19 protein-coding genes and 1 tRNA gene are annotated in these 17,603 nt (G+C 72.9%); 15 read left to right on the top strand and 5 right to left on the bottom strand.

Annotated elements, in window-relative coordinates; translation table 11 throughout:
• Nucleotides 1–244: 244 nt before the first annotated feature.
• The 3 genes from AW274_RS01435 to larE are packed head-to-tail and all read left to right on the top strand — an operon-like array spanning nucleotide 245 to nucleotide 3,042.
• Complete coding sequence (locus AW274_RS01435; protein WP_232319932.1) at nucleotides 245–1,519, top strand: enolase C-terminal domain-like protein; 1,275 nt, start codon at nucleotides 245–247, stop codon at nucleotides 1,517–1,519.
• A gap of 10 nt (nucleotides 1,520–1,529) precedes the next feature.
• On the top strand, nucleotides 1,530–2,240 hold the full coding sequence (locus AW274_RS01430; RefSeq protein ID WP_062428529.1) for a FadR/GntR family transcriptional regulator: 711 nt from the start codon (nucleotides 1,530–1,532) through the stop codon (nucleotides 2,238–2,240).
• Nucleotides 2,233–3,042 (top strand): ATP-dependent sacrificial sulfur transferase LarE, encoded by an 810-nt coding sequence (gene larE, locus AW274_RS01425; protein WP_062428526.1) that lies wholly within the window; start codon nucleotides 2,233–2,235, stop codon nucleotides 3,040–3,042. The genes AW274_RS01430 and larE overlap by 8 nt, the downstream gene beginning before the upstream one ends.
• Nucleotides 3,043–3,069: 27 nt before the next feature.
• Here larE and AW274_RS01420 read toward each other — a convergent pair whose 3' ends face one another.
• From AW274_RS01420 to AW274_RS01410, 3 genes are read right to left on the bottom strand one after another with little or no spacing between them, the layout of a single operon-like run.
• Nucleotides 3,070–4,104: an ABC transporter permease gene (locus tag AW274_RS01420; RefSeq protein WP_062428525.1), complete on the bottom strand. Its 1,035-nt coding sequence runs from the start codon at nucleotides 4,102–4,104 to the stop codon at nucleotides 3,070–3,072.
• Nucleotides 4,097–5,599, bottom strand: a complete 1,503-nt coding sequence (locus AW274_RS01415) for a sugar ABC transporter ATP-binding protein (protein WP_198168977.1) — start codon at nucleotides 5,597–5,599, stop codon at nucleotides 4,097–4,099. Before AW274_RS01415 ends, AW274_RS01420 begins: the two co-directional genes overlap by 8 nt.
• Nucleotides 5,600–5,637: 38 nt before the next feature.
• Nucleotides 5,638–6,717 carry a sugar ABC transporter substrate-binding protein gene (locus tag AW274_RS01410; RefSeq protein WP_062428521.1) on the bottom strand — a complete coding sequence of 360 codons (1,080 nt, stop codon included), beginning with the start codon at nucleotides 6,715–6,717 and terminating at the stop codon, nucleotides 5,638–5,640.
• 201 nt (nucleotides 6,718–6,918) lie between these two features.
• Here AW274_RS01410 and AW274_RS01405 point away from each other — a divergent pair, with 201 nt between their 5' ends.
• Entirely contained in the window at nucleotides 6,919–7,629 is a 711-nt protein-coding gene (locus tag AW274_RS01405) for a FadR/GntR family transcriptional regulator (protein WP_062428519.1), read from the top strand.
• Here AW274_RS01405 and selD read toward each other — a convergent pair.
• Entirely contained in the window at nucleotides 7,622–8,617 is a 996-nt protein-coding gene (selD, locus tag AW274_RS01400) for a selenide, water dikinase SelD (RefSeq protein WP_062428517.1), read from the bottom strand. The genes AW274_RS01405 and selD overlap by 8 nt on opposite strands.
• A 36-nt stretch (nucleotides 8,618–8,653) precedes the next feature.
• Between selD and selA the strand changes: the two genes are divergently transcribed.
• The 11 genes from selA to AW274_RS01350 all read left to right on the top strand — a co-directional run bounded on the left by selA (nucleotide 8,654) and on the right by AW274_RS01350 (nucleotide 15,963).
• A complete protein-coding gene (gene selA, locus AW274_RS01395; protein WP_062428515.1) occupies nucleotides 8,654–9,952 on the top strand; it encodes an L-seryl-tRNA(Sec) selenium transferase in 1,299 nt (432 codons plus the stop codon).
• A complete protein-coding gene (locus tag AW274_RS01390; RefSeq protein ID WP_062428513.1) occupies nucleotides 9,943–11,616 on the top strand; it encodes a SelB domain-containing protein in 1,674 nt (557 codons plus the stop codon). The genes selA and AW274_RS01390 overlap by 10 nt, the downstream gene beginning before the upstream one ends.
• A gap of 13 nt (nucleotides 11,617–11,629) precedes the next feature.
• Nucleotides 11,630–11,723: transfer RNA gene (locus AW274_RS01385), tRNA-Sec, on the top strand.
• Between the two features lie 26 nt (nucleotides 11,724–11,749).
• Nucleotides 11,750–12,499, top strand: coding sequence for an AfsR/SARP family transcriptional regulator (locus tag AW274_RS01380; protein ID WP_062428511.1), 750 nt, complete (start codon nucleotides 11,750–11,752; stop codon nucleotides 12,497–12,499).
• Nucleotides 12,500–12,548: 49 nt separating this feature from the next.
• On the top strand, nucleotides 12,549–13,226 hold the full coding sequence (locus AW274_RS01375) for a hypothetical protein (protein ID WP_157519711.1): 678 nt from the start codon (nucleotides 12,549–12,551) through the stop codon (nucleotides 13,224–13,226).
• Between the two features lie 4 nt (nucleotides 13,227–13,230).
• Complete coding sequence (locus AW274_RS01370; protein WP_062428507.1) at nucleotides 13,231–13,743, top strand: hypothetical protein; 513 nt, start codon at nucleotides 13,231–13,233, stop codon at nucleotides 13,741–13,743.
• A 5-nt stretch (nucleotides 13,744–13,748) separates the two neighbouring features.
• Nucleotides 13,749–14,246, top strand: coding sequence for a hypothetical protein (locus AW274_RS01365; RefSeq protein WP_157519710.1), 498 nt, complete (start codon nucleotides 13,749–13,751; stop codon nucleotides 14,244–14,246).
• A complete protein-coding gene (locus AW274_RS39935; RefSeq protein WP_157519709.1) occupies nucleotides 14,243–14,395 on the top strand; it encodes a hypothetical protein in 153 nt (50 codons plus the stop codon). Before AW274_RS01365 ends, AW274_RS39935 begins: the two co-directional genes overlap by 4 nt.
• 72 nt (nucleotides 14,396–14,467) lie before the next feature.
• A complete protein-coding gene (locus tag AW274_RS01360; RefSeq protein ID WP_062428502.1) occupies nucleotides 14,468–14,956 on the top strand; it encodes a hypothetical protein in 489 nt (162 codons plus the stop codon).
• A 3-nt stretch (nucleotides 14,957–14,959) separates the two neighbouring features.
• Entirely contained in the window at nucleotides 14,960–15,457 is a 498-nt protein-coding gene (locus AW274_RS01355) for a MauE/DoxX family redox-associated membrane protein (RefSeq protein ID WP_062428499.1), read from the top strand.
• A complete protein-coding gene (locus AW274_RS01350; protein ID WP_157519708.1) occupies nucleotides 15,454–15,963 on the top strand; it encodes a hypothetical protein in 510 nt (169 codons plus the stop codon). Before AW274_RS01355 ends, AW274_RS01350 begins: the two co-directional genes overlap by 4 nt.
• 40 nt (nucleotides 15,964–16,003) lie before the next feature.
• Here AW274_RS01350 and AW274_RS01345 read toward each other — a convergent pair whose 3' ends face one another.
• Nucleotides 16,004–17,521 (bottom strand): arabinofuranosidase catalytic domain-containing protein, encoded by a 1,518-nt coding sequence (locus tag AW274_RS01345; protein WP_198168976.1) that lies wholly within the window; start codon nucleotides 17,519–17,521, stop codon nucleotides 16,004–16,006.
• Between the last annotated feature and the right edge of the window lie 82 nt (nucleotides 17,522–17,603).

The raw sequence follows: 17,603 nt of genomic DNA, 5'->3' as shown, positions 1-17,603 counted from the left end.
AATAGTCGTGGTGAGGCCCGACATTTGCCCTCTTTCGCCACATGATCTTGAGGAAACATGGGATTGATTGATCCCGGTGAGGGTGGGGTGTGCCGGCCGCCCCGCCGACCTGGCCCTCTTGGCAAAGGTCGCCAGATTCATCGGGTTAAGTAGGTGACTTTGTTGACCTCTGGTAGGCCGGGGCCTACCGTCTAACCCATATTCATCCGATCAATTGGAGATCATTATGCCGACGATCACCTCAGTGGACGTGATCGACGTCAGGTTCCCCACCTCCGCCACGCTCGACGGCTCGGACGCGATGAACCCCGACGGCGACTACTCCGCCGCCTACGTGGTCCTCGGCACCGACGACGACCTGACCGGATACGGCCTGACGTTCACCATCGGCCGCGGCAACGACCTCTGCGTGGCCGCCGCCCGACAGATCGGCGCCCGGCTGGCCGGCCGCGACGTCGACGCCCTCGCCGCCGACCTGGGCGGGCTCTACCGCGAGATCATGGCCGACAGCCAGATGCGCTGGCTCGGGCCCGAGAAGGGCGTGGTGCACCTCGCCGCCGCCGCCGTGCTCAACGCCGCCTGGGACCTGGCCGCCCGCCGGGCCGGCAAGCCGTTGTGGCGGCTGGTGGCCGACATGACGCCCGAGGAGATCGTGGCGGCCTGCGACTTCCGCTATCTGTCCGACGTGCTGACCCCCGCCGAGGCCGTCGAGATGCTCGCCCGGCTCCAGCCCACCCGCGAGGAGCGCGTCGCCGAACTGGCCGAGCACGGCTACCCCGCCTACACCACCTCGCCCGGCTGGCTCGGCTACGACGACGGCAAACTGCGCCGGCTGGTCGCCGAAGCGGTCGCCCAGGGCTGGACGCACGTCAAGTTCAAGGTCGGCGGGGACATCGACGACGACCTGCGGCGGCTGGCCATCGCCCGCGAGGAGCTCGGCTCCCGCCACCTCATGATCGACGCCAACCAGGTGTGGGACGTGCCGGACGCCATCTCCTGGGTGAACCGGCTGGCCGCCTTCGAGCCGCTGTGGATCGAGGAGCCGACCAGCCCCGACGACGTGCTGGGCCACGCCGCCATCCGCAAGGCCATCGCGCCCGTCGGCGTCGCCACCGGCGAGCACTGCCACAACCGGGTGATGTTCAAGCAGCTCCTCCAGGCGGAGGCGATCGACTACTGCCAGATCGACTCCTGCCGCCTGGCGTCGGTCAACGAGATCATCCCGATCCTGCTGATGGCCGCGAAGTTCGGCGTGCCCGTCTGCCCGCACGCCGGGGGCGTCGGCCTGTGCGAGATCGTCCAGCACCTGTCGGTGATCGACTACGTCTGCGTGAGCGGCAGCCTGGAAGGGCGTGTGCTGGAGTACGTCGACCACCTGCACGAGCACTTCACCGACCCGGTCCGGGTGGGCGGCGGACGCTACCGGCTCCCCGAGGCGCCGGGCTACAGCGCCCAGATGCTCCCGGAATCCGTGCAGATGTACCGCTACCCTGATGGCCCGCAGTGGGCACGGCAGTAAGGGTGGTGGCGTGGGAGTCATCGAGAGCGCGATCGACACGATCAAGCAGATGATCGTCGACGGCGAGCTTCGTCCGGGCCAGAAACTCCCGATCGAGAAGGAGCTCGCCGACCAGCTCGGCATCGCCCGCAACACGCTGCGCGAGGCCGTGCGCGCGCTCATCGCCATGCGCGTCCTGCAGACGCGGCAGGGCGACGGCACCTACGTCACCAGCCTGTCCCCGGCGCTGCTGCTCGACGGCATGAGCTTCGTCGTCGACATCCACCAGCACGCCGGCGCCGGGGAGTTCCTGCACGTACGGCGGATCCTGGAGGCGGAGGCGACGGCCCTGGCGGCCGTCCGCATCCCCGACGACGACCTCGTCGCCTTGGGCAACCTGCTGGAGGAGGCCGAACGGCTGGCGTCGGGGCCGGAGATCGACCACGGCAAGCTCGTGGCCCTCGACCACGACTTCCACACGCTGATCACCTCCCACTGCGGCAACGCCGTGCTGGCCGCCGTCATCCAGAACATGTCCGGGCGCACGGTCCGGGCCCGGATCTGGCGGGGCATGACCGACCCGGAGGCCGTGCAGCGCACGCTCGGGGAGCACCGCGCCGTCTACCTGGCGCTGTGCGCCCGCGACCCCGAGCGGGCGCGCATCCACGCCGCGATGCACGTCCTCGGCGTCGAGGAGAGCCTGACCGGCCCCCGCGACTTCAGAGAGGACAACCATGAGTGACCCCGTCGAGAGGCTGACGGCCCGGCTGCGCGAGGAGCGGGCGGTCGTCGTCGCCTATTCCGGCGGCGCCGACTCGGCCCTGCTCGCCTACGCGGCCGGACGGGCCCTGGGCGTGCGGGCGCTGGCGGTCACCGCGGTCTCGCCGAGCCTGGCCGCGGCCGAACGGTCGGCCGCCCGCGCCTTCGCGCGCGAGCACGGCCTGGCCCACGTCGAGGTCTGCACCGACGAGATCGACCGGCCCGAGTACGCCGCCAACGGGCGCGACCGCTGTTACCACTGCAAGTCGGCGTTGTTCGACGCGGTGGCCCCGCTCGCGGCGGCCATGGGGGCGGCCGTCGCCGTCGGCACCAACCTCGACGACCTGGGCGACCACCGGCCCGGCCAGCGGGCCGCGGCCGAACGCGGCGTCATCACGCCGCTGGTCGACGCGGGCCTGACCAAGGCCGACGTCCGCGCGGCCAGCCGGGAACTCGGCCTGGTGACCGCCGCCAAGCCCGCCGCGCCGTGCCTGGCCTCGCGGGTGAGCTACGGCGACCCGGTCACGACCGAGGTGCTGGCCAGGATCGAGGCCGCCGAGGCGGCGCTGCGCGACCTCGGCTTCCCGGTGTGCCGGGTGCGCGCCCACGCGGGCGGCACCCTGGCCCGGATCGAGGTGCCGCGCGAGGAGATCCTCCGGGCCGGCGAGGCGCGCGAGCGCATCGACGCCGCCGTGCGCGGCGCGGGTTTCACCTTCTGCTCGCTCGACCTGTCGGGTTTCGCGTCCGGGCGCCTCAACGCGCTGCTCCCTCTGCTGCCGTCGTAGGCGCCCGGACGCGAGATCAGGCGGGCGTCATTCCTGTGTCTTGCCGCCCGTGAGCCTCGACAGGGCCAGGGCGGTCAGGATGATCGCGCCGTTGAGCGCCTCGATCCACTGGGCCGGCACGCCGGCCAGGGTGAGGACGTTCTGGATCATGTAGAGCAGCAGGATGCCGGTGAACGCGCCGAACACCGTGCCCTTGCCGCCGTTCAGGCTGACCCCGCCGATGACGGCGGCGGCGAACACCGTGAAGATCGCCCCGTCGCCCTGCGCGGCGGCGACGGAGGCGAGCCGGCCGGTCAGCAGCAGCCCGCCGATCGCCGCCAGCACGCTGGCGGCGATCAGGGTGATCCAGAGCACCCGGTCGGTGCGGATGCCGGCCGCCTTCGCGGCGTCGACGTTGCCGCCGATGGCGTACAGCGAGCGGCCGAACCCGGTGAAGCCCATGACCAGGACGCCGACCGCGAACAGCAGCAGGCAGATCCAGATCGAGGCGGGCACGCCGAACCACATCGCCGAGCCCAGGTAGGTCATCGACTCGGGCAGGTTGAAGAAAGTCTGCCCGCCGGAGATGCCGGTGAGCAGGCCCCGCAGCACGATGAGCATGCCCAGCGTGACGATGAACCCGTTGAGCCCGAACCGGACGATGAACAACGCGTTCACCACCCCGACGAGCACCCCGACCGCCAGGGTGATGGGGATCGCCCAGAAGCCCGACAGCAGCCCGAGCCCCGAGCCGGTGCCGACCGCGACCGTCAGCCAGGCGGCCACGCCGGGCGCCAGGCCGAAGGTCGACTCCAGCGACAGGTCCATCTTGCCGACGATCAGCACCAGCGCCTGCGCCAGGACCAGCAGCGAGATCTCCGACATGGTCTGCAGGATGTTGATGATGTTGTCGGCCTGCAGGAAGATCGGGTGCACGATCTGGCCGACGATCGCGATCGCGATGATCGCCGGGACCAGCGCGAAGTCGCGCAGCCGGGCCAGGCGCAGCGCCGGTCTCGACCCGGCAGACCCCTTCGGCGCGGGCCGCCCGGTCTCCGCGGGGGCGGCGGTGGTCTCAGGCATCGAGCTCGACTCCTTCCATGGCCGCCACCATCTCGTGGTCGTGCCAGCCGGCGGCCAGTTCGGTGGTGACCCGGCCGTGGAACATCACCAGCACGCGGTCGCACAGGCGCAGGTCGTCCAGTTCGTCGGAGGCGATGACGACGCCGGTGCCCTTCCCGGCGATCTCCTCGACCTTCGCGAGCAGGAACTCCTTCGACCGCACGTCCACGCCCGCCGTCGGGGTGATCAGCACGAGCAGGCGGGGGTCGCTCGCCAGCGCGCGGGCCATCACGACCTTCTGCTGGTTGCCGCCCGACAGCCCGTTGACGGGCAGTTCGGGGCCGGGGGTCTTGATGGCCAGGTTCGTGATCATCTCGCGGGCGAGCTCGTCGCGGCGGCGGCCGCTCACCAGCCCGGCCGTGCCCAGCCGCTCGGGCACGGTCATCGTCGTGTTGTCGGCGATCGACATCAGCGGGATCAGCCCCTGGTGGTGCCGGTCGCGGGGGACCAGCCCGACCCCCGCCGCCAGCGAGTCGGGCACGCTGCCCGCGCGCGGGCGGCGTCCGGCGACCTCGACCGTGCCCTCGCGGGGCGCCCGGAGCCCCGCGATGGTCTCGGCGAGCTCGGTCTTCCCGCTGCCGCCGAGGCCGGCCAGCCCGACGATCTCCCCGGCCCTGACCCGCAGGTCGACGCCGGCGTACAGGTCGCCGTCGGTCAGCCCGCGGACGTCCAGGATCACGTCGGCGTCGACCGGGACGGAGGGGCGGGCCTTCCTCTCCTGAAGGCCCGCCGCCTCCCCGGTCATGGCGGCCACCAGGTCTCCCCGGGGCAGTTCCATGACCGGCGCCGTGAGGATGTGCCGGGCGTCGCGGAAGACCGTGACGGTGTCGCAGATCTCGTAGATCTCCTGCAGGTGGTGGCTGATGAACAGGAACGTGACCCCCTGTTCGCGCATCGCCCGCATCCGGTCGAAGAGGCGGGCGATGGCCGCCCCGTCGAGCTGCGCGGTCGGCTCGTCGAGGATGATGAACCGCGCGCCGAAGGACAGGGCGCGGGCGATCTCGACGAACTGCCGCTGCTCGACGCCGAGCTCCTTGGCCGGCAGACGCACGTCCACGTCCACCGACCAGGTCTCCAGCAGGTCGGCCGCCTTCTTCCACATGCTCTTCCAGCTGACCAGCCGCAGGCCGTTGTGGTCGTGGCGGTTCAGGTAGAGGTTCTCGGCCACGGTCAGCTCGGGGATGATCGTGGACTTCTGGTAGACGCAGGCGACCCGTTCCCGCCAGGCGTCGCGCTCCGACAGGCGGGGCGCCGGCCGCCCGCCGAACCGGATCGCCCCCTCGTCGGGCTCCTGCAGGCCCGTCAGGATGGAGACCAGGGTGGACTTGCCCGCGCCGTTGCGGCCGACGAGGGCGTGGGTCTCGCCCGGCGTGATCGTGATGTGGGCGCCGTCCAGCGCCACCGTCTCGCCGTATCTCTTGGTGATGCGCTCCGCCTCGGCGATGGGGCCGGTCACGGAGGAAGGGCTCGTGGAAGCGCCCATCTTCGTGCCTCTCAGCTCAGGTTGTTGCCCCAGAGCGACTTGTCGTCGTGCTTGACGCTCTGGATGCCGCCGTAGGTGCCGCCGTCGAGGGTGACGAGCGGGGCCGACAGCTGGTCCTCCAGCAGGCCCGGCCGGACCTCGATGATGGTGCTGTCGTGGTCGGTCTTGCCGGGGGCGAAGGTCTTGCCCTCGATCGCCGCCTTGGTGTACTCCAGCGCCCACTTGGCGTAGAGGTCGGCGGGCTGGGACACGGTCGCGTCGATGTTGCCGGCCGCGATGTCCTTGAGCTCCTGCGGGATGCCGTCGTTGGAGACGACGAAGACGTGCTTGGGGTCGGTCGGCGGCACCAGCAGGTTCCGCTGCTTGAGCACCTGCAGGGTGCCCGCCAGCGCGAAGCTCGACTGCATGTAGACGCCCTTGACGTCGGGGTTGGCGGTGAGCACCGTCGAGAGCTTCTGCGAGGCGACCGCGCCGTCCCAGTTCGTGGCCTCGCCGAAGACCTTGATGCCGGGGTAGTTCGCGGCCATGCACTCGTTGAAGGCCTCGGTGCGGTCGCGGCCGTTGATGGAGGCCAGGTCGCCCTGCAGCATGACGACCTTGCCCGCGCCCTTCAGCTGCTCGCCGAGGTAGCGGCACGCCTTCTCGCCGTAGGCGCGGTTGTCGGCGCGCACGACCATGAAGGCGTTGCCCGTGTCGGGCCGGGTGTCCACCAGCACGACGGGGATCTTCTTGCCCTCCAGCTGCTGGAGCGTGGGGGCCACCGCCGCGGTGTCCTGCGGGGCCATGACCAGGCCCTTGATGCCCTGGCTGACCAGGCTCTGCACGTTGGCGGTGAGCTTGGCGATGTCGTTCTGGGAGTTGGTGGTCTTCAGGTCGACGCCCAGTTCACCGCCGAACTTGGGGGCGTAACTGATGTAGGAGTTCCAGAAGTCGGTGTCGGAGCGGGGGTAGTCGACCCCGATCACCGGTTTCGCCGGGGCGTCGGCCGGGGCGCCCGCCGCCGGCCCCGGGGTGTCGTCACCGCCGCACGCCGCCAGCAGACAAGCCGCCATTGACAACGTGACGGCGACGGGTAAGCGTCTGATTCTCATCGTCACTCCTAGAGGTGAGCGCCGGACATGGGATGTCTTTCTATGACCCAAACCCTGCCGGTGTCTAGAGCTGTTGAACATAATCGCGACCACCTGCGCTTATCTCAGAATGCCTGAGAAGTCCGTTCTTGAGATGGCATCGAACATCACATGTCTGTCTCGGGTTTCCCGGCGGACGGGCATTCGGGGCAGGATGCACGTATGTCTCTGACCGAGCAGGCGATCGTCCGCATCCGGCAGCTCATCAAGGACGGGACGCTGCCTCCCGGAGCCCGGCTGCCTCCCGAGCAGGACCTGGCCGCGTCGCTGGGCCTGTCCCGCAACCTCCTCCGCGAGGCCGTGCGCTCCCTGGTCACGACCCGTGTGCTGGAGGTACGCCGCGGCGACGGCACCTACGTCACCTCGCTCGACCCCGCGCTGCTGCTCGAAGGCGTCGGCGTCGCGGTCGAGATGATGCAGGGGGACGACCTGCTGGAGATCACCGAGGTGCGGCGGCTGTTCGAGCCGGTCGCCACCAGCCTGGCGGCCACCCGCATCACCCCCGACCAACTGGCCGAGCTGCAGAAGCAGCTCGACGCCATGGTCGCCGCCCAGGGCGACGTCGAGCTGCTCACCCACCACGACGACGCCTTCCACCGCGCCGTGTTCGAGGCCACCGGCAACCGGGCGCTGTGCGCGCTGCTCATGGGGATAGCGAGCCGGACCGTCCGGGCCCGGGTCTGGCGCGGGGTGCTCGAGGGCAACGTGGCCGGGCGCACGATCTCCGAGCACGAGGCCATCTACCGGGCGCTGGAGCGGGGCGACGCGGTGCTCGCCCAGGCGGCCGCGCTCATGCACGTGAGCACGACCGAGACCTGGTTGCGGGCGAACCTGGTGCGGTCGGCGGCGTCCGAACCGGGCGTCGTCACCTGACCACGATCGGGTGCTCGCCCCGGGGCACCAGCTCGCCGATCACCGTCGCGCCCGGCACCTCGCCGGCGATCAGCAGCCCCCCGGACGTCTGGGCGTCGGCCAGCAGGAGCATCGTCTCCTCGTCGGCCCCGCCCGACAGGTGCGGCGCGACCCAGCCGAGGTTGCGCCGCGAGCCCCCGGGCACGAACCCGTCCCGCACGGACTCGCGCGCGCCGTCGAGCATCGGCACCGCCGCGCCGTCGACCACGGCGGTCACGCCGGAGGCCCTGGCCAGCTTGAACAGGTGGCCGAGCAGCCCGAAGCCGGTCACGTCGGTCGCGCAGCGCACCCCGGCCGCGACCGCGGCGGCGCTCGCGTCGGCGTTGAGCCGCGTCATGATCTCGACCGCTTCCGGGAACACCTCGCCGGTCGCCTTGTGGCGGTTGTTGAGCACGCCGAGCCCGAGCGGCTTGGTCAGCGAGAGCGGCAACCCGGCGCGGCCGGCGTCGTTGCGCATCAGCGCGGCGGGGTCGGCGAGGCCGGTGACGGCCATGCCGTATTTGGGTTCGGCGTCGACGACGCTGTGGCCGCCCGCCAGATGGCAGCCCGCCTGCGCGGCCACGTCGGCGCCGCCGCGCAGAACCTCGCGGGCCAGGTCGTAGGGGAGGGTCTCGCGCGGCCAGCACAGCAGGTTGAGCGCCAGGAGGGGGCGACCGCCCATGGCGTAGACGTCTGAGAGGGCGTTGGCGGCGGCGATGCGGCCCCAGTCGTAGGGGTCGTCCACCACGGGGGTGAAGAAGTCGGCGGTGGCGACGACCGCCGTGCCGCCCTCGATGCGGACGACCGCGGCGTCGTCGCCGGTCTCCAGCCCGACCAGCAGTTCCCCGGCCGGGTCCTTGGGCGTGACGCCGAGCCCCGCCAGGACGTCCTCGAGTTCGCCGGGCGGGATCTTGCACGCGCAGCCGCCGCCCTGGGCGTAGTGGGTCAGTCTCATCATGATCGGGATCATTGCGCGCATCAGCGGATTGGTATATCCCGATTTATCGTGACCGACTCGCGGCGCCACATCCCGCGCACCGACGCGCTTCTGGACGATCCCCGCCTCGCCCCGCTCATCGAGCTCCTGGGACGCGGCCGCGTCAAAGGCGCGGTCCAGGCCGCCCAGCGGCGGGCGAGAGACGGGGAGATCAGCCCCGCCGACGTGCCAGAAGAGGTGGTGCGCTCGCTGCCCGGCGGCGGGCCCCGCGAGGTGATCAACGCGACCGGCGTGCTCCTGCACACCAACCTCGGCCGGGCCCCGCTGTCGGCCCCGGCGCTGGACGCGATCCGCGGCGCGGCCGGCACCACCGACGTCGAGTTCGACCTGGAGACCGGGAAACGGGCCCGGCGCGGCCGGGCCGCGCTGGCGGCGCTCGCGCGGGCGGTCCCGGACGCCGGGGCGGTCCACCTCGTCAACAACAACGCCGCCGCCCTGGTGCTGGCCGCGACCGCGCTCGCCCAGGGGCGCGAGATCGTGATCAGCCGCGGCGAGCTGGTCGAGATCGGCGACGGCTTCCGGCTGCCCGACCTGCTCGCCTCCACCGGGGCCCGCCTGCGCGAGGTCGGCACCACCAACCGCACGTCGGTGGCCGACTACGCGGACGCGATCGGCCCCGCGACCGGCTTCGTGCTCAAGGTGCACCCCTCGAACTACCGGATCGAGGGCTTCGCGGCGACCCCGTCGGTCGGCGAGCTGGCCGGGCTGGGCGTGCCGCTGGTCGCCGACATCGGCTCCGGGCTGCTCACGCCCGAACCCCTGCTGCCCGACGAGCCCGACGCCGCGACGTGGTTGCGGGCCGGCGCCGACCTGGTCACCGCCAGCGGCGACAAGCTGCTCGGCGGCCCGCAGTGCGGCCTGCTGCTCGGGCGGGCCGAGCTGGTCGAGCGGCTGCGCCGCCACCCGCTGGCCCGCGCGCTGCGCGTCGACAAGCTGACCCTGGCGGCGGTGGAGGCCACCCTCACCCACGCGGCCAACCCCGCCCGCGAGGCCCTGGCCGCCGACCCGGCCGTGCTGCGCCGCCGCGCCGCCGACCTGGTGCGCCGCCTGGCCGAGGAGGGGGTGAAGGCCGAGGCGGTCGACACCGAGGCGGCCGTCGGCGGCGGCGGAGCACCCGGCGTCGGGCTGCCCAGCGCGGCGGTGGCGGTGGCCGAGGACCTGGCCGGGCCGCTGCGCACCGGCGACCCGGCGGTGGTCGGCCGGGTCGAGGGCGGCCGCTGCCTGCTCGACCTGCGCGCGGTCACGCCGCACCGCGACGACGACCTCGTCGCCGCCGTGCTGGTCGCCGTGGTGGCCGCGTGCGGGTGATCGCCACCGCCGGGCACGTCGACCACGGGAAGTCCACGCTGCTGCGGGCGCTCACCGGCATGGAGCCCGACCGGTGGGAGGAGGAACGGCGGCGCGGCCTGACCATCGACCTCGGGTACGTCTGGACGGACGGCCTCGCCTTCGTCGACGTGCCCGGCCACGAGCGCTTCGTCGGCAACATGCTGGCGGGGGTCGGCCCGGTCACGGCGGTGCTGTTCGTGGTGGCCGCCGACGCCGGCTGGTCGGTGCAGTCGCAGGAGCACCTGGAGATCCTCAACGCCCTGGGCGTCGGCCGGGGCGTGCTCGCCGTCACCCGGTCGGACCTGGCCGACCCCGGGCCGGTGCTGGCCGACTGCCGCGACCGGCTGCGCGGCACCGGCCTCGACGGCGTGCCGGCCGCCGCCGTGAGCGCGGTCACCGGACACGGCCTGCCCGGCCTGCGGGAACTGCTGGCCGCGATCCCCCCGGACGCCCCGGCCCCGGACGCGGACGTGCGCCTGTGGATCGACCGCGTCTTCACCGTCGAGGGGCGGGGGACCGTCGTCACCGGCACGCTCGGCGCGGGCGTGATCCGGGCCGGCGACACACTGCGGCTCGGCGGCGACGACGTGCGGGTCCGCGGCCTGCACAGCCTCAACGAGGCGAAGACCGAGGTCGCCGCCCCCGCGCGGGTCGCGGTGAACCTGCGCGGCGGCGCGCGTCCCCGGCGCGGGCACTGCCTGGTGACCCCCGGCCGCTGGCTCGACGTGGTGGTGCTCGACGTCCGGCTGTGCGGCGAGGGCCGTCCGCCGGAGCAGGTCACCTGGCACCTCGGCACCGCCGCCGAGCCCGCCCGGCTGCGTGCGCTCGGCGCGGACACCGTGCGGGTGACCCTGCCCCGGCCGCTGCCCGTGCGGGTCGGCGACCGGGCGCTGCTGCGCGACCCGGGCAGCCGCCGGGTGTGGGGGGCGGTGGTGCTCGACGTCCGCCCGCCGGAGTTGCGGCGGCGGGGGGCGGCCAGGGCGCGGGCGGCCGAACTCGCTCTGATGACTGGGCGGCCGGACGGCGCGGCCGAGTTGCGGCGGCGCGGCCTGGCCCGGCGCGGCGAACTGGCCGCCATGGGCACACCCGTGGACGCCGCCCCGGTCGCGGGGGACTGGGTCGCCGATCCCGATCACTGGGCCGGGCTCCGCCGACGGCTCGCGGAGGTCGTGGCCGAGCGGCCGAACCTCCCGGCGGAGACCGCGCGGCAGCTGCTCGGCCTGCCCGACCGGGCGCTGGTGGACGCGCTCGCCGAGGGCACCGCCGTCCGCTCCGTGCGCGGGCGGCTGATCCTGCCGGCCCGCACGCCCGGGGTCGCCGAACTGCGGCGCGACTGGGCCGCCGACCCGTTCGCCGCGCCCGACGCCGACCGGCTCGCCGGACTGGGGCTCGACCGGCGGGCGCTGGCGGCGGCCGAGGCGGCGGGCGAGCTGGTCCGGCTCGCTCCCGGCGTCGTGCTGCCGCCGGGAGCGTTGGAGGAGGCGGCCGAGGTGCTCGCCCGGTTGCCCTCGCCGTTCACCGTGGCGCAGGCGCGGACCGCGCTGAACACCACCCGCCGGGTCGTCGTGCCGCTGCTGGAACAGCTCGACCGGCTGGGCGTCACCCGCCGCCAGGACACCACTGGCTCCAGAACATTTCTCTGATAGCGTTACCATCGGGGACGTGTAGGTGCCTGGTGGCCCTCCCGGTCTTCAAAACCGGTGGCGCCGAGGATCTCGGCGCGGCGGGTTCGATTCCCGTCCGTCTCCGCTGCTCCCCAGAGTCGGCTGGAGTTCCATGAGATTTCTCCTGCTCGGGCACTTCGAGATCCATCGGCCGGACGGCAGCCAGCTGTCCGTGACCAGGATCAAGCACCGCCAGCTCCTCGCCCTCCTGCTGCTCGACGCGCCCCACACGGTCTCGACCGAACGGTGCATCGCCGCGTTGTGGGGTGACGCGGCCCCGCCGTCGGCGCGGCGGAACCTGCAGACGTACATCGCCGACCTGCGCAAGGGGCTGGCCTGCTCCGGCGTCGAGATCCGGACCGTGCCCGGCGGCTACCGGGTGACCGACGTCGAAGACCGGCTCGACCTGGCCGACTTCGAGGCCGCGCGGTCGGCCGCGGCCGCCGCCCTGGCCGAACGCGACGACGCCGAAGCCGCGCGCCTGCTCAGAGACGGCCTCGCCCTGTGGCGCGGCGGGGCGCTCCAGGACCTCGCCGACAGCTCCGAGGCGCTGCGCAACGCCGCCACCCGGCTCGACGAACGCCGCACCGCCGCCGTCGGCGACTACGCCGGCGCGTGCATCCGCCTGGGGGCCTACGAGGAGGCCATCGACCAGCTCAGGGTCGCGGTCGCCGGGGCCCCGCTGCGGGAGGACCTGCGCGCGCGGCTCATGCTGGCCCTGCACAAGAGCGGACGCCGGGCCGACGCGCTGCTGGCCTACCACGACTGCCGGGCGGCGCTGGTCGAGCACATCGGCGTCGGGCCGTCGGCCACGCTGACCGCCCTGCACGACCGCATCCTCATGGAGGACGCGAGCCTGTGATGTGGCGGCAATGTGGCGGCCGTGTGGCGGGCGCGCTCACTCTGGTCCCGTGGCGATGTTAGCGCGAACACCTGACGGCCGGACGCTCACCGTGGACGGCAGCCCACAACCCTTCACCATGGGCTGGAGCTACCTGTTCTGGGCGCGGAACGAGAACGGCGCCCAGCGTTTCCACACCGGCGCGGCCGGCGCGCGCGAGCTCATCGCGCGCCACCTCGGCGAGTACGACCGGTTCACCGTCCGCGAGGTGTCGTGGAACGGGGCCCGGCTGGTCTCCCACGAGGACCCCGAGAACGCGGGCACGACCATGGTGTGGATCGGGCCGCACCACGAGGTCTACACCTTCGTCCAGGGCACCAACGTGCCGTTCGAGGTGTTCATCGGCCAGCTCGCCGCCTTCGACATCCGCGACGCCCCCGAAGGCGTCGTGCTGACCCCCCGGCTCGGGTCGCGGGTGCGCACCGACGGCCTGCTCGCGGTCAACAGCCTGGAGGGCGTCTGCTCCATCCAGGTGAACCCGGCCGGCGCGCTGCCCACCCCCGGCGGCGCCGGGAAGCGGGTGCGCGGCGGCGCGTTGTGGAAACGCGAGGAACGGGCCGACGACGGGCGGCTGCTGCGCTCGGCCGTCCTGGTCAACGCCTCGACGACCACGATCCTGACCGCGCGGGAGGCCGACGACCCGCGCTTCGCGGCCGTCGCCGACTCCCTCACCTGCGGGCTGAGCTGACGCCGTGCAGAACGTCGTCAACTCCCTGGCCGTGTTCGCCTTCCTCGGCATGGTGATCGCCCTGTTCGCGATCTCCGCCCTGCTGAGGATCGTGCGCGAGCTCCAGCAGGCGGTCATCTCGGCCCTCGCCGCCGTCTCCGGCCCGGAGACCGTCCGCAGGGTGGCCCGGTTCGCCTCCTCCGACGGCCGGCCGACCTTCGTGCTCGTGGTCTCGGAACAGTGCCCGAGCTGCCGGGCCCGGGCCGTCCATCTGGCCGGGATGCCGTCCGGCCAGGTCGGCGGCCACCTGGTCCTGCTCGCGGCGGCGGAGGCGTGCGCGGCGTGGGTCGAGGCGGCCCCGCACGTCGAGGCCGTCGTGGACGCCGACCTGCTCGGCTCCGTCGCGGTCGGCGCGACCCCCTCCCTCGTCAAGTACGCACCCGACGGCGCCGAGGAGTGGCGTCGCGTGGTCGGGTCCGACCCGGACCTCGACCGGCTCCTCGGGGTGGATCTGCCCGAATCGTCGAACGTGAGGTGAACGACATGTCCCGCGACTACTGGTCCGACGTGCCGGCCGCGGACGAGGACGTGGCGGCGCGCCCGCCGGTCCGGGTCCGGGTGTCGCGGCGCACGATGGTCAAGTCGGTCGGCGTGCTCGGCGGCGCGCTGGCGCTGAACGTGGTGGGCGCCCTGCCGCCGGCCCGGATCAAGAGCGCCTCCGCGACGGCCGGTTCGGAGTGGTCGGGCTGCTCCAACAGCGGCTACGCCAACTTCGACGGCTACCGCGACGGCACCACCCAGCGGGTGTGCGTCGGCGGGTCGTACGCCTCCAGCTACTGCGGCAGCGACGGCTGGTTCCGCACCGACGGCAACGCCTACTCCTACTACACGCCGATCGTCGAGTGCGGCGCGAGCGGGGTGTCGAAGAAGAACGCCTGGCGCTGGACGCACGGCAGCACCCCCTACCGCTGCGCCGACGGCCGCTTCGTGGTGTACGGCGCGGGCAGCACCTTCTACATCTGCTCGCGGGCCAACCCGTGACCCTGCCCGCCACCCGCACGGCCGCGTCCCTCTTCGTCCTGACGGCGGCCGTGGCGGTGCTGGGCGCGGTCTGGCCCGGGAGGCTCGACTTCCTCGCCTGGGCGCTGATGGGCGTGGTCGCCGGGTTCTCGTTGTCCGGCTCGGTTTGAAGCCTCAACTCAGCGGATCTGCTGACCTCGCCGGTCTGGCGGGGACAACTCACGGCGTTCTCGTCCGGGCTGATGCTGGGCGGGCTGGTGTCGGGCACGGTCGCGGGGGCCTTCGGCGGTCTCGTCTCGGTGGTGCCGGAGATCGGGCGGACCTGGGCGCTGATCCCGGTCGTCGCGGTGCTGCTCGCCTTCGAGCTGGCCGGACGCCCGCTGTCGCTGATCCAGAACCGCAGGCTGGTGCCGCAGGAGATCATCCCGCGCAGCCGGTTCGAGGGCCCGTTCCAGTTCGGCTTCGAGATGGGCACCGGCGTGCGCACGTTCTCGCCGACCGCGCTCCCGCACGCCCTGGTGCTGGCCGTCGTGCTCGTCGGCGGGCTGCTCCCCGGGGTGCTGGCCGGGCTCGGGTTCGGCCTGGGCCGGGTGCTGATGCCGCTGACCCGGTCGCTGAGCGGCGACCCGGCCCGGTGGGACCGCCACCTGCTGGGGCGGCTCGGATGGGTGGGCCGGTGGTGCGCGGCCGGGTTCCTGGCCGTGCTGCTGGTCGTGCTCCTGGGGTGGTGAACGATGATCCTGGTCGCCGACGTGGCCCTGGCCGGCGCGCTGCTCCTCGTGGCGGCGGCGTTCCTCGGCGCGGGGGAGGTCACCCGCGCCCACGGCCTGCTGCCCGCCTGGGCGCTCCGCGCCGCCGCCGTGGCCGGGCCGGTGCTCGGCGTCGCGGTGGTCGCCTGCTGGCTCGGGGGAGACCCCGGGCGGTACGTCTGGGCGGCGGCCGCGGTGTGGCACGCCCTGCTGGCCGGGTATCTCCTGATCCTGCTGCGGGCCCGCGGCCGGGTCCCGTGCGGCTGCCTCGACGCGGTCACCCCCGTGTCCCCGGCCAAGGCGGGCCTCGGCGCCGGCTGGGCCGTCGCGAGCGCCGCGATGGCGGCGGGCGCGGCGCCGGTGCCCGAGACGGTGACCGTCCGCCTGCTGCACCTGGCCCTGGCCGGGTTCGCGGCCCTGCTGGCGGTCGTCGCGGCCTCGGTGCTGGCCGTTTCTTCGTCGTCCCAGAGGAGGACCAGATGAGCCGATGGGTGCTCGCCGTCGCGGTCGCGGCGGCCGGGTTGTCCGCCTGCACCGGGGAGACGGAACCGGTCGCGGCGAGTCCGCCGCCGCCGCAGGTGCTGCTCGACGCCGCGCAACTGCCCGGCGGGCCCTGGACGGCGGACTCGACCGGCGACACCCGCTGGGCCGACCTCGACGAGGCGCTGGTGCCGTGTGGGAAACGTGCCATCGCCCCGGACGACGCCCGGGTGCGGTTCCGGGTGTTCTCGTCGGCGGGTGGGGCGTCGGTCTCGGAGGTGGTCGTGTCGGGCACGGACGTCTTCCAGACCTTCAAGCGCTTCTACGCGGAGTGCTCGTCGGCGGGGAAGGTGGAGTCGCGGCCCGGCCCGTCCAACGTGGTGACCCGCGGCGGCACGACGGACGTCGCCGTGTTCACCGAGGACCACCTCGTCGTCGTCAGCGGCTCGGGAGACCACCTCACCGCGATCGGCGAGGCCGCCCGTGAACAGGCCGCGAAGGCGGGCTGACCCCGGGGCGCGGGATCACCGCGCCCCGGGGCGGCTCCGGTCAGCGGTAGCCGGCGGAGACCACTTCGGCCTGGACGGCGTTCTCGACGGCGTCACTCGGGTAACCGGCGACCATGGCCCCTTCGTAGAAGGTGCCGGCGCTGAGGTTGGCGCCGCCGTCGGGCTTGCAGCAGTCGCCGCCGCTGCCCAGGATGATGGCCCCCTGCTTCTTCATCGGGCTGTAGCCGTTGGGCAGCGCGCCGTCGTACAGCGTGTAGAGGCTGCCCGACTGGGCGTTGCTGCCCTTGATGGCGAAGCGGGTGGTGCCGTTGTTCTTCAGCGTCGCGGTCACGAACTTGTGCGGGAAGGCCCGCTGGTTGGTGTTCCACGACTGGCTGCCACCCGGGAACAGGCCCCACTCCAGGTCGGCCTGCACCCACGGGCCGGACCCCTGGCAGCCGCCGAACCAGCACTGGGTGCTGAAGTTGATGGCGTCCATGGCCCCGGCCGCGTCGGCCTTGCGGGTGGTCTCGCTGTTGCCGTAGTCGAAGCAGCAGCCGCCGTTGACGTGGATGCCGCTGGTCACCATGTACATGCCCTCGGGCGCGGCGCCCGTCGGGACGCCGGTCAGGTGGCCGTCCCGCCAGTAGCTGTTGCCGGGGTTGATGTACAGCGAGTAGGCCTTGTTGCCGCCCACGGTGAGCGACTCGGTGGTGGCGACCGCCGGGCGGCTCTGCGGGGAGCCGGGCACCACGCTGGAGCCCTGGTACCACAGGTCGTTGCCGCGTCCCGACTGGTCGTAGACCACGGTGATCACGCAGGTCGTGCCGGAGCAGAACGAGTCCTGCGCGGCGGCGTTGGCGATGCCGCCCGCGGTCAGCACCGCGATGTTCCTGGTCGTGTTGTCGGAGGAGCGCCTGACCTGGTAGAGGTTGCCGGCGTAGGCGTTGAACAGCGCCCGGGTGGTGCTGTGGGCGGCGATGCACGGCGTGCCGCCCGCGCCGTAGATGTCACACGGGCGCGACCCGGGCGGCGGCGGGCTCGGGCTCGTCGACGGGGACGGCGACGGGCTGGGCTGGGTGCCGGTCGACCACTTCTGGTTGGCGCCGCCGTGGCAGGTCCAGATGTGGACCTTGGTGCCGTTGGCGGTGCCGTAGGCCGACACGTCGAGGCACTTGTTCGAGCCCAGGGCGGTGATGCTGCCGTCGGAGTTCAGCCGCCACTTCTGGTTGTTCTGCCCGTTGCAGTCCCAGATGATCACCGTGGTCCCGTCGGCCGTGCCCGCGCCGTTCACGTCGAGGCACTTGCCGCCGTACACCCGGAGCTCGCTGCTGCTCGTGGTGGTCCACTGCTGGTTCGACTGCCCGTTGCAGTCCCAGATCTGCGTCTGCGTGCCGTTGGCCTGGGTCGCCCCTGGCACGTCCAGGCACCGGCCGGACGCCGTGCCGATCAGCGGCGTGGTCGCCGCCGTGGCCGGGGTCCACCAGGTCAGGGAGGCGGCCAGAAGCATGGTCAGCACCGCCACGACCATCGTGACGAGGGCCGCGCGGCCCGGTAAGGGGATGGGAGAAGGCTGCATCGCCGAGCTCCTTCGGGGGAGGGGAGGGGGAGCGAATCGATTCGACAAGAGTATGACTGACTTGTCCAGTGGGCTACGGCTT

The organism is Herbidospora daliensis, from assembly GCF_001570585.1.
Classification (GTDB): domain Bacteria; phylum Actinomycetota; class Actinomycetes; order Streptosporangiales; family Streptosporangiaceae; genus Herbidospora; species Herbidospora daliensis.
Note: the sequence above shows the minus strand (reverse complement) of the source record. Positions and strands in the feature narration are given on the sequence as shown.

Coding starts and splice junctions, on each gene's coding strand:
- AW274_RS01405 (WP_062428519.1), top strand. CDS start 6,919: ATGTCTCTGACCGAGCAGGCGATCGTCCGCATCCGGCAGCTCATCAAG.
- AW274_RS01410 (WP_062428521.1), bottom strand. CDS start 6,717: ATGAGAATCAGACGCTTACCCGTCGCCGTCACGTTGTCAATGGCGGCT.
- AW274_RS01345 (WP_198168976.1), bottom strand. CDS start 17,521: ATGCAGCCTTCTCCCATCCCCTTACCGGGCCGCGCGGCCCTCGTCACG.
- AW274_RS01420 (WP_062428525.1), bottom strand. CDS start 4,104: ATGCCTGAGACCACCGCCGCCCCCGCGGAGACCGGGCGGCCCGCGCCG.
- larE (WP_062428526.1), top strand. CDS start 2,233: ATGAGTGACCCCGTCGAGAGGCTGACGGCCCGGCTGCGCGAGGAGCGG.
- AW274_RS01365 (WP_157519710.1), top strand. CDS start 13,749: ATGTCCCGCGACTACTGGTCCGACGTGCCGGCCGCGGACGAGGACGTG.
- AW274_RS01360 (WP_062428502.1), top strand. CDS start 14,468: ATGCTGGGCGGGCTGGTGTCGGGCACGGTCGCGGGGGCCTTCGGCGGT.
- AW274_RS01355 (WP_062428499.1), top strand. CDS start 14,960: ATGATCCTGGTCGCCGACGTGGCCCTGGCCGGCGCGCTGCTCCTCGTG.
- AW274_RS01380 (WP_062428511.1), top strand. CDS start 11,750: ATGAGATTTCTCCTGCTCGGGCACTTCGAGATCCATCGGCCGGACGGC.
- selD (WP_062428517.1), bottom strand. CDS start 8,617: ATGATCCCGATCATGATGAGACTGACCCACTACGCCCAGGGCGGCGGC.
- AW274_RS01350 (WP_157519708.1), top strand. CDS start 15,454: ATGAGCCGATGGGTGCTCGCCGTCGCGGTCGCGGCGGCCGGGTTGTCC.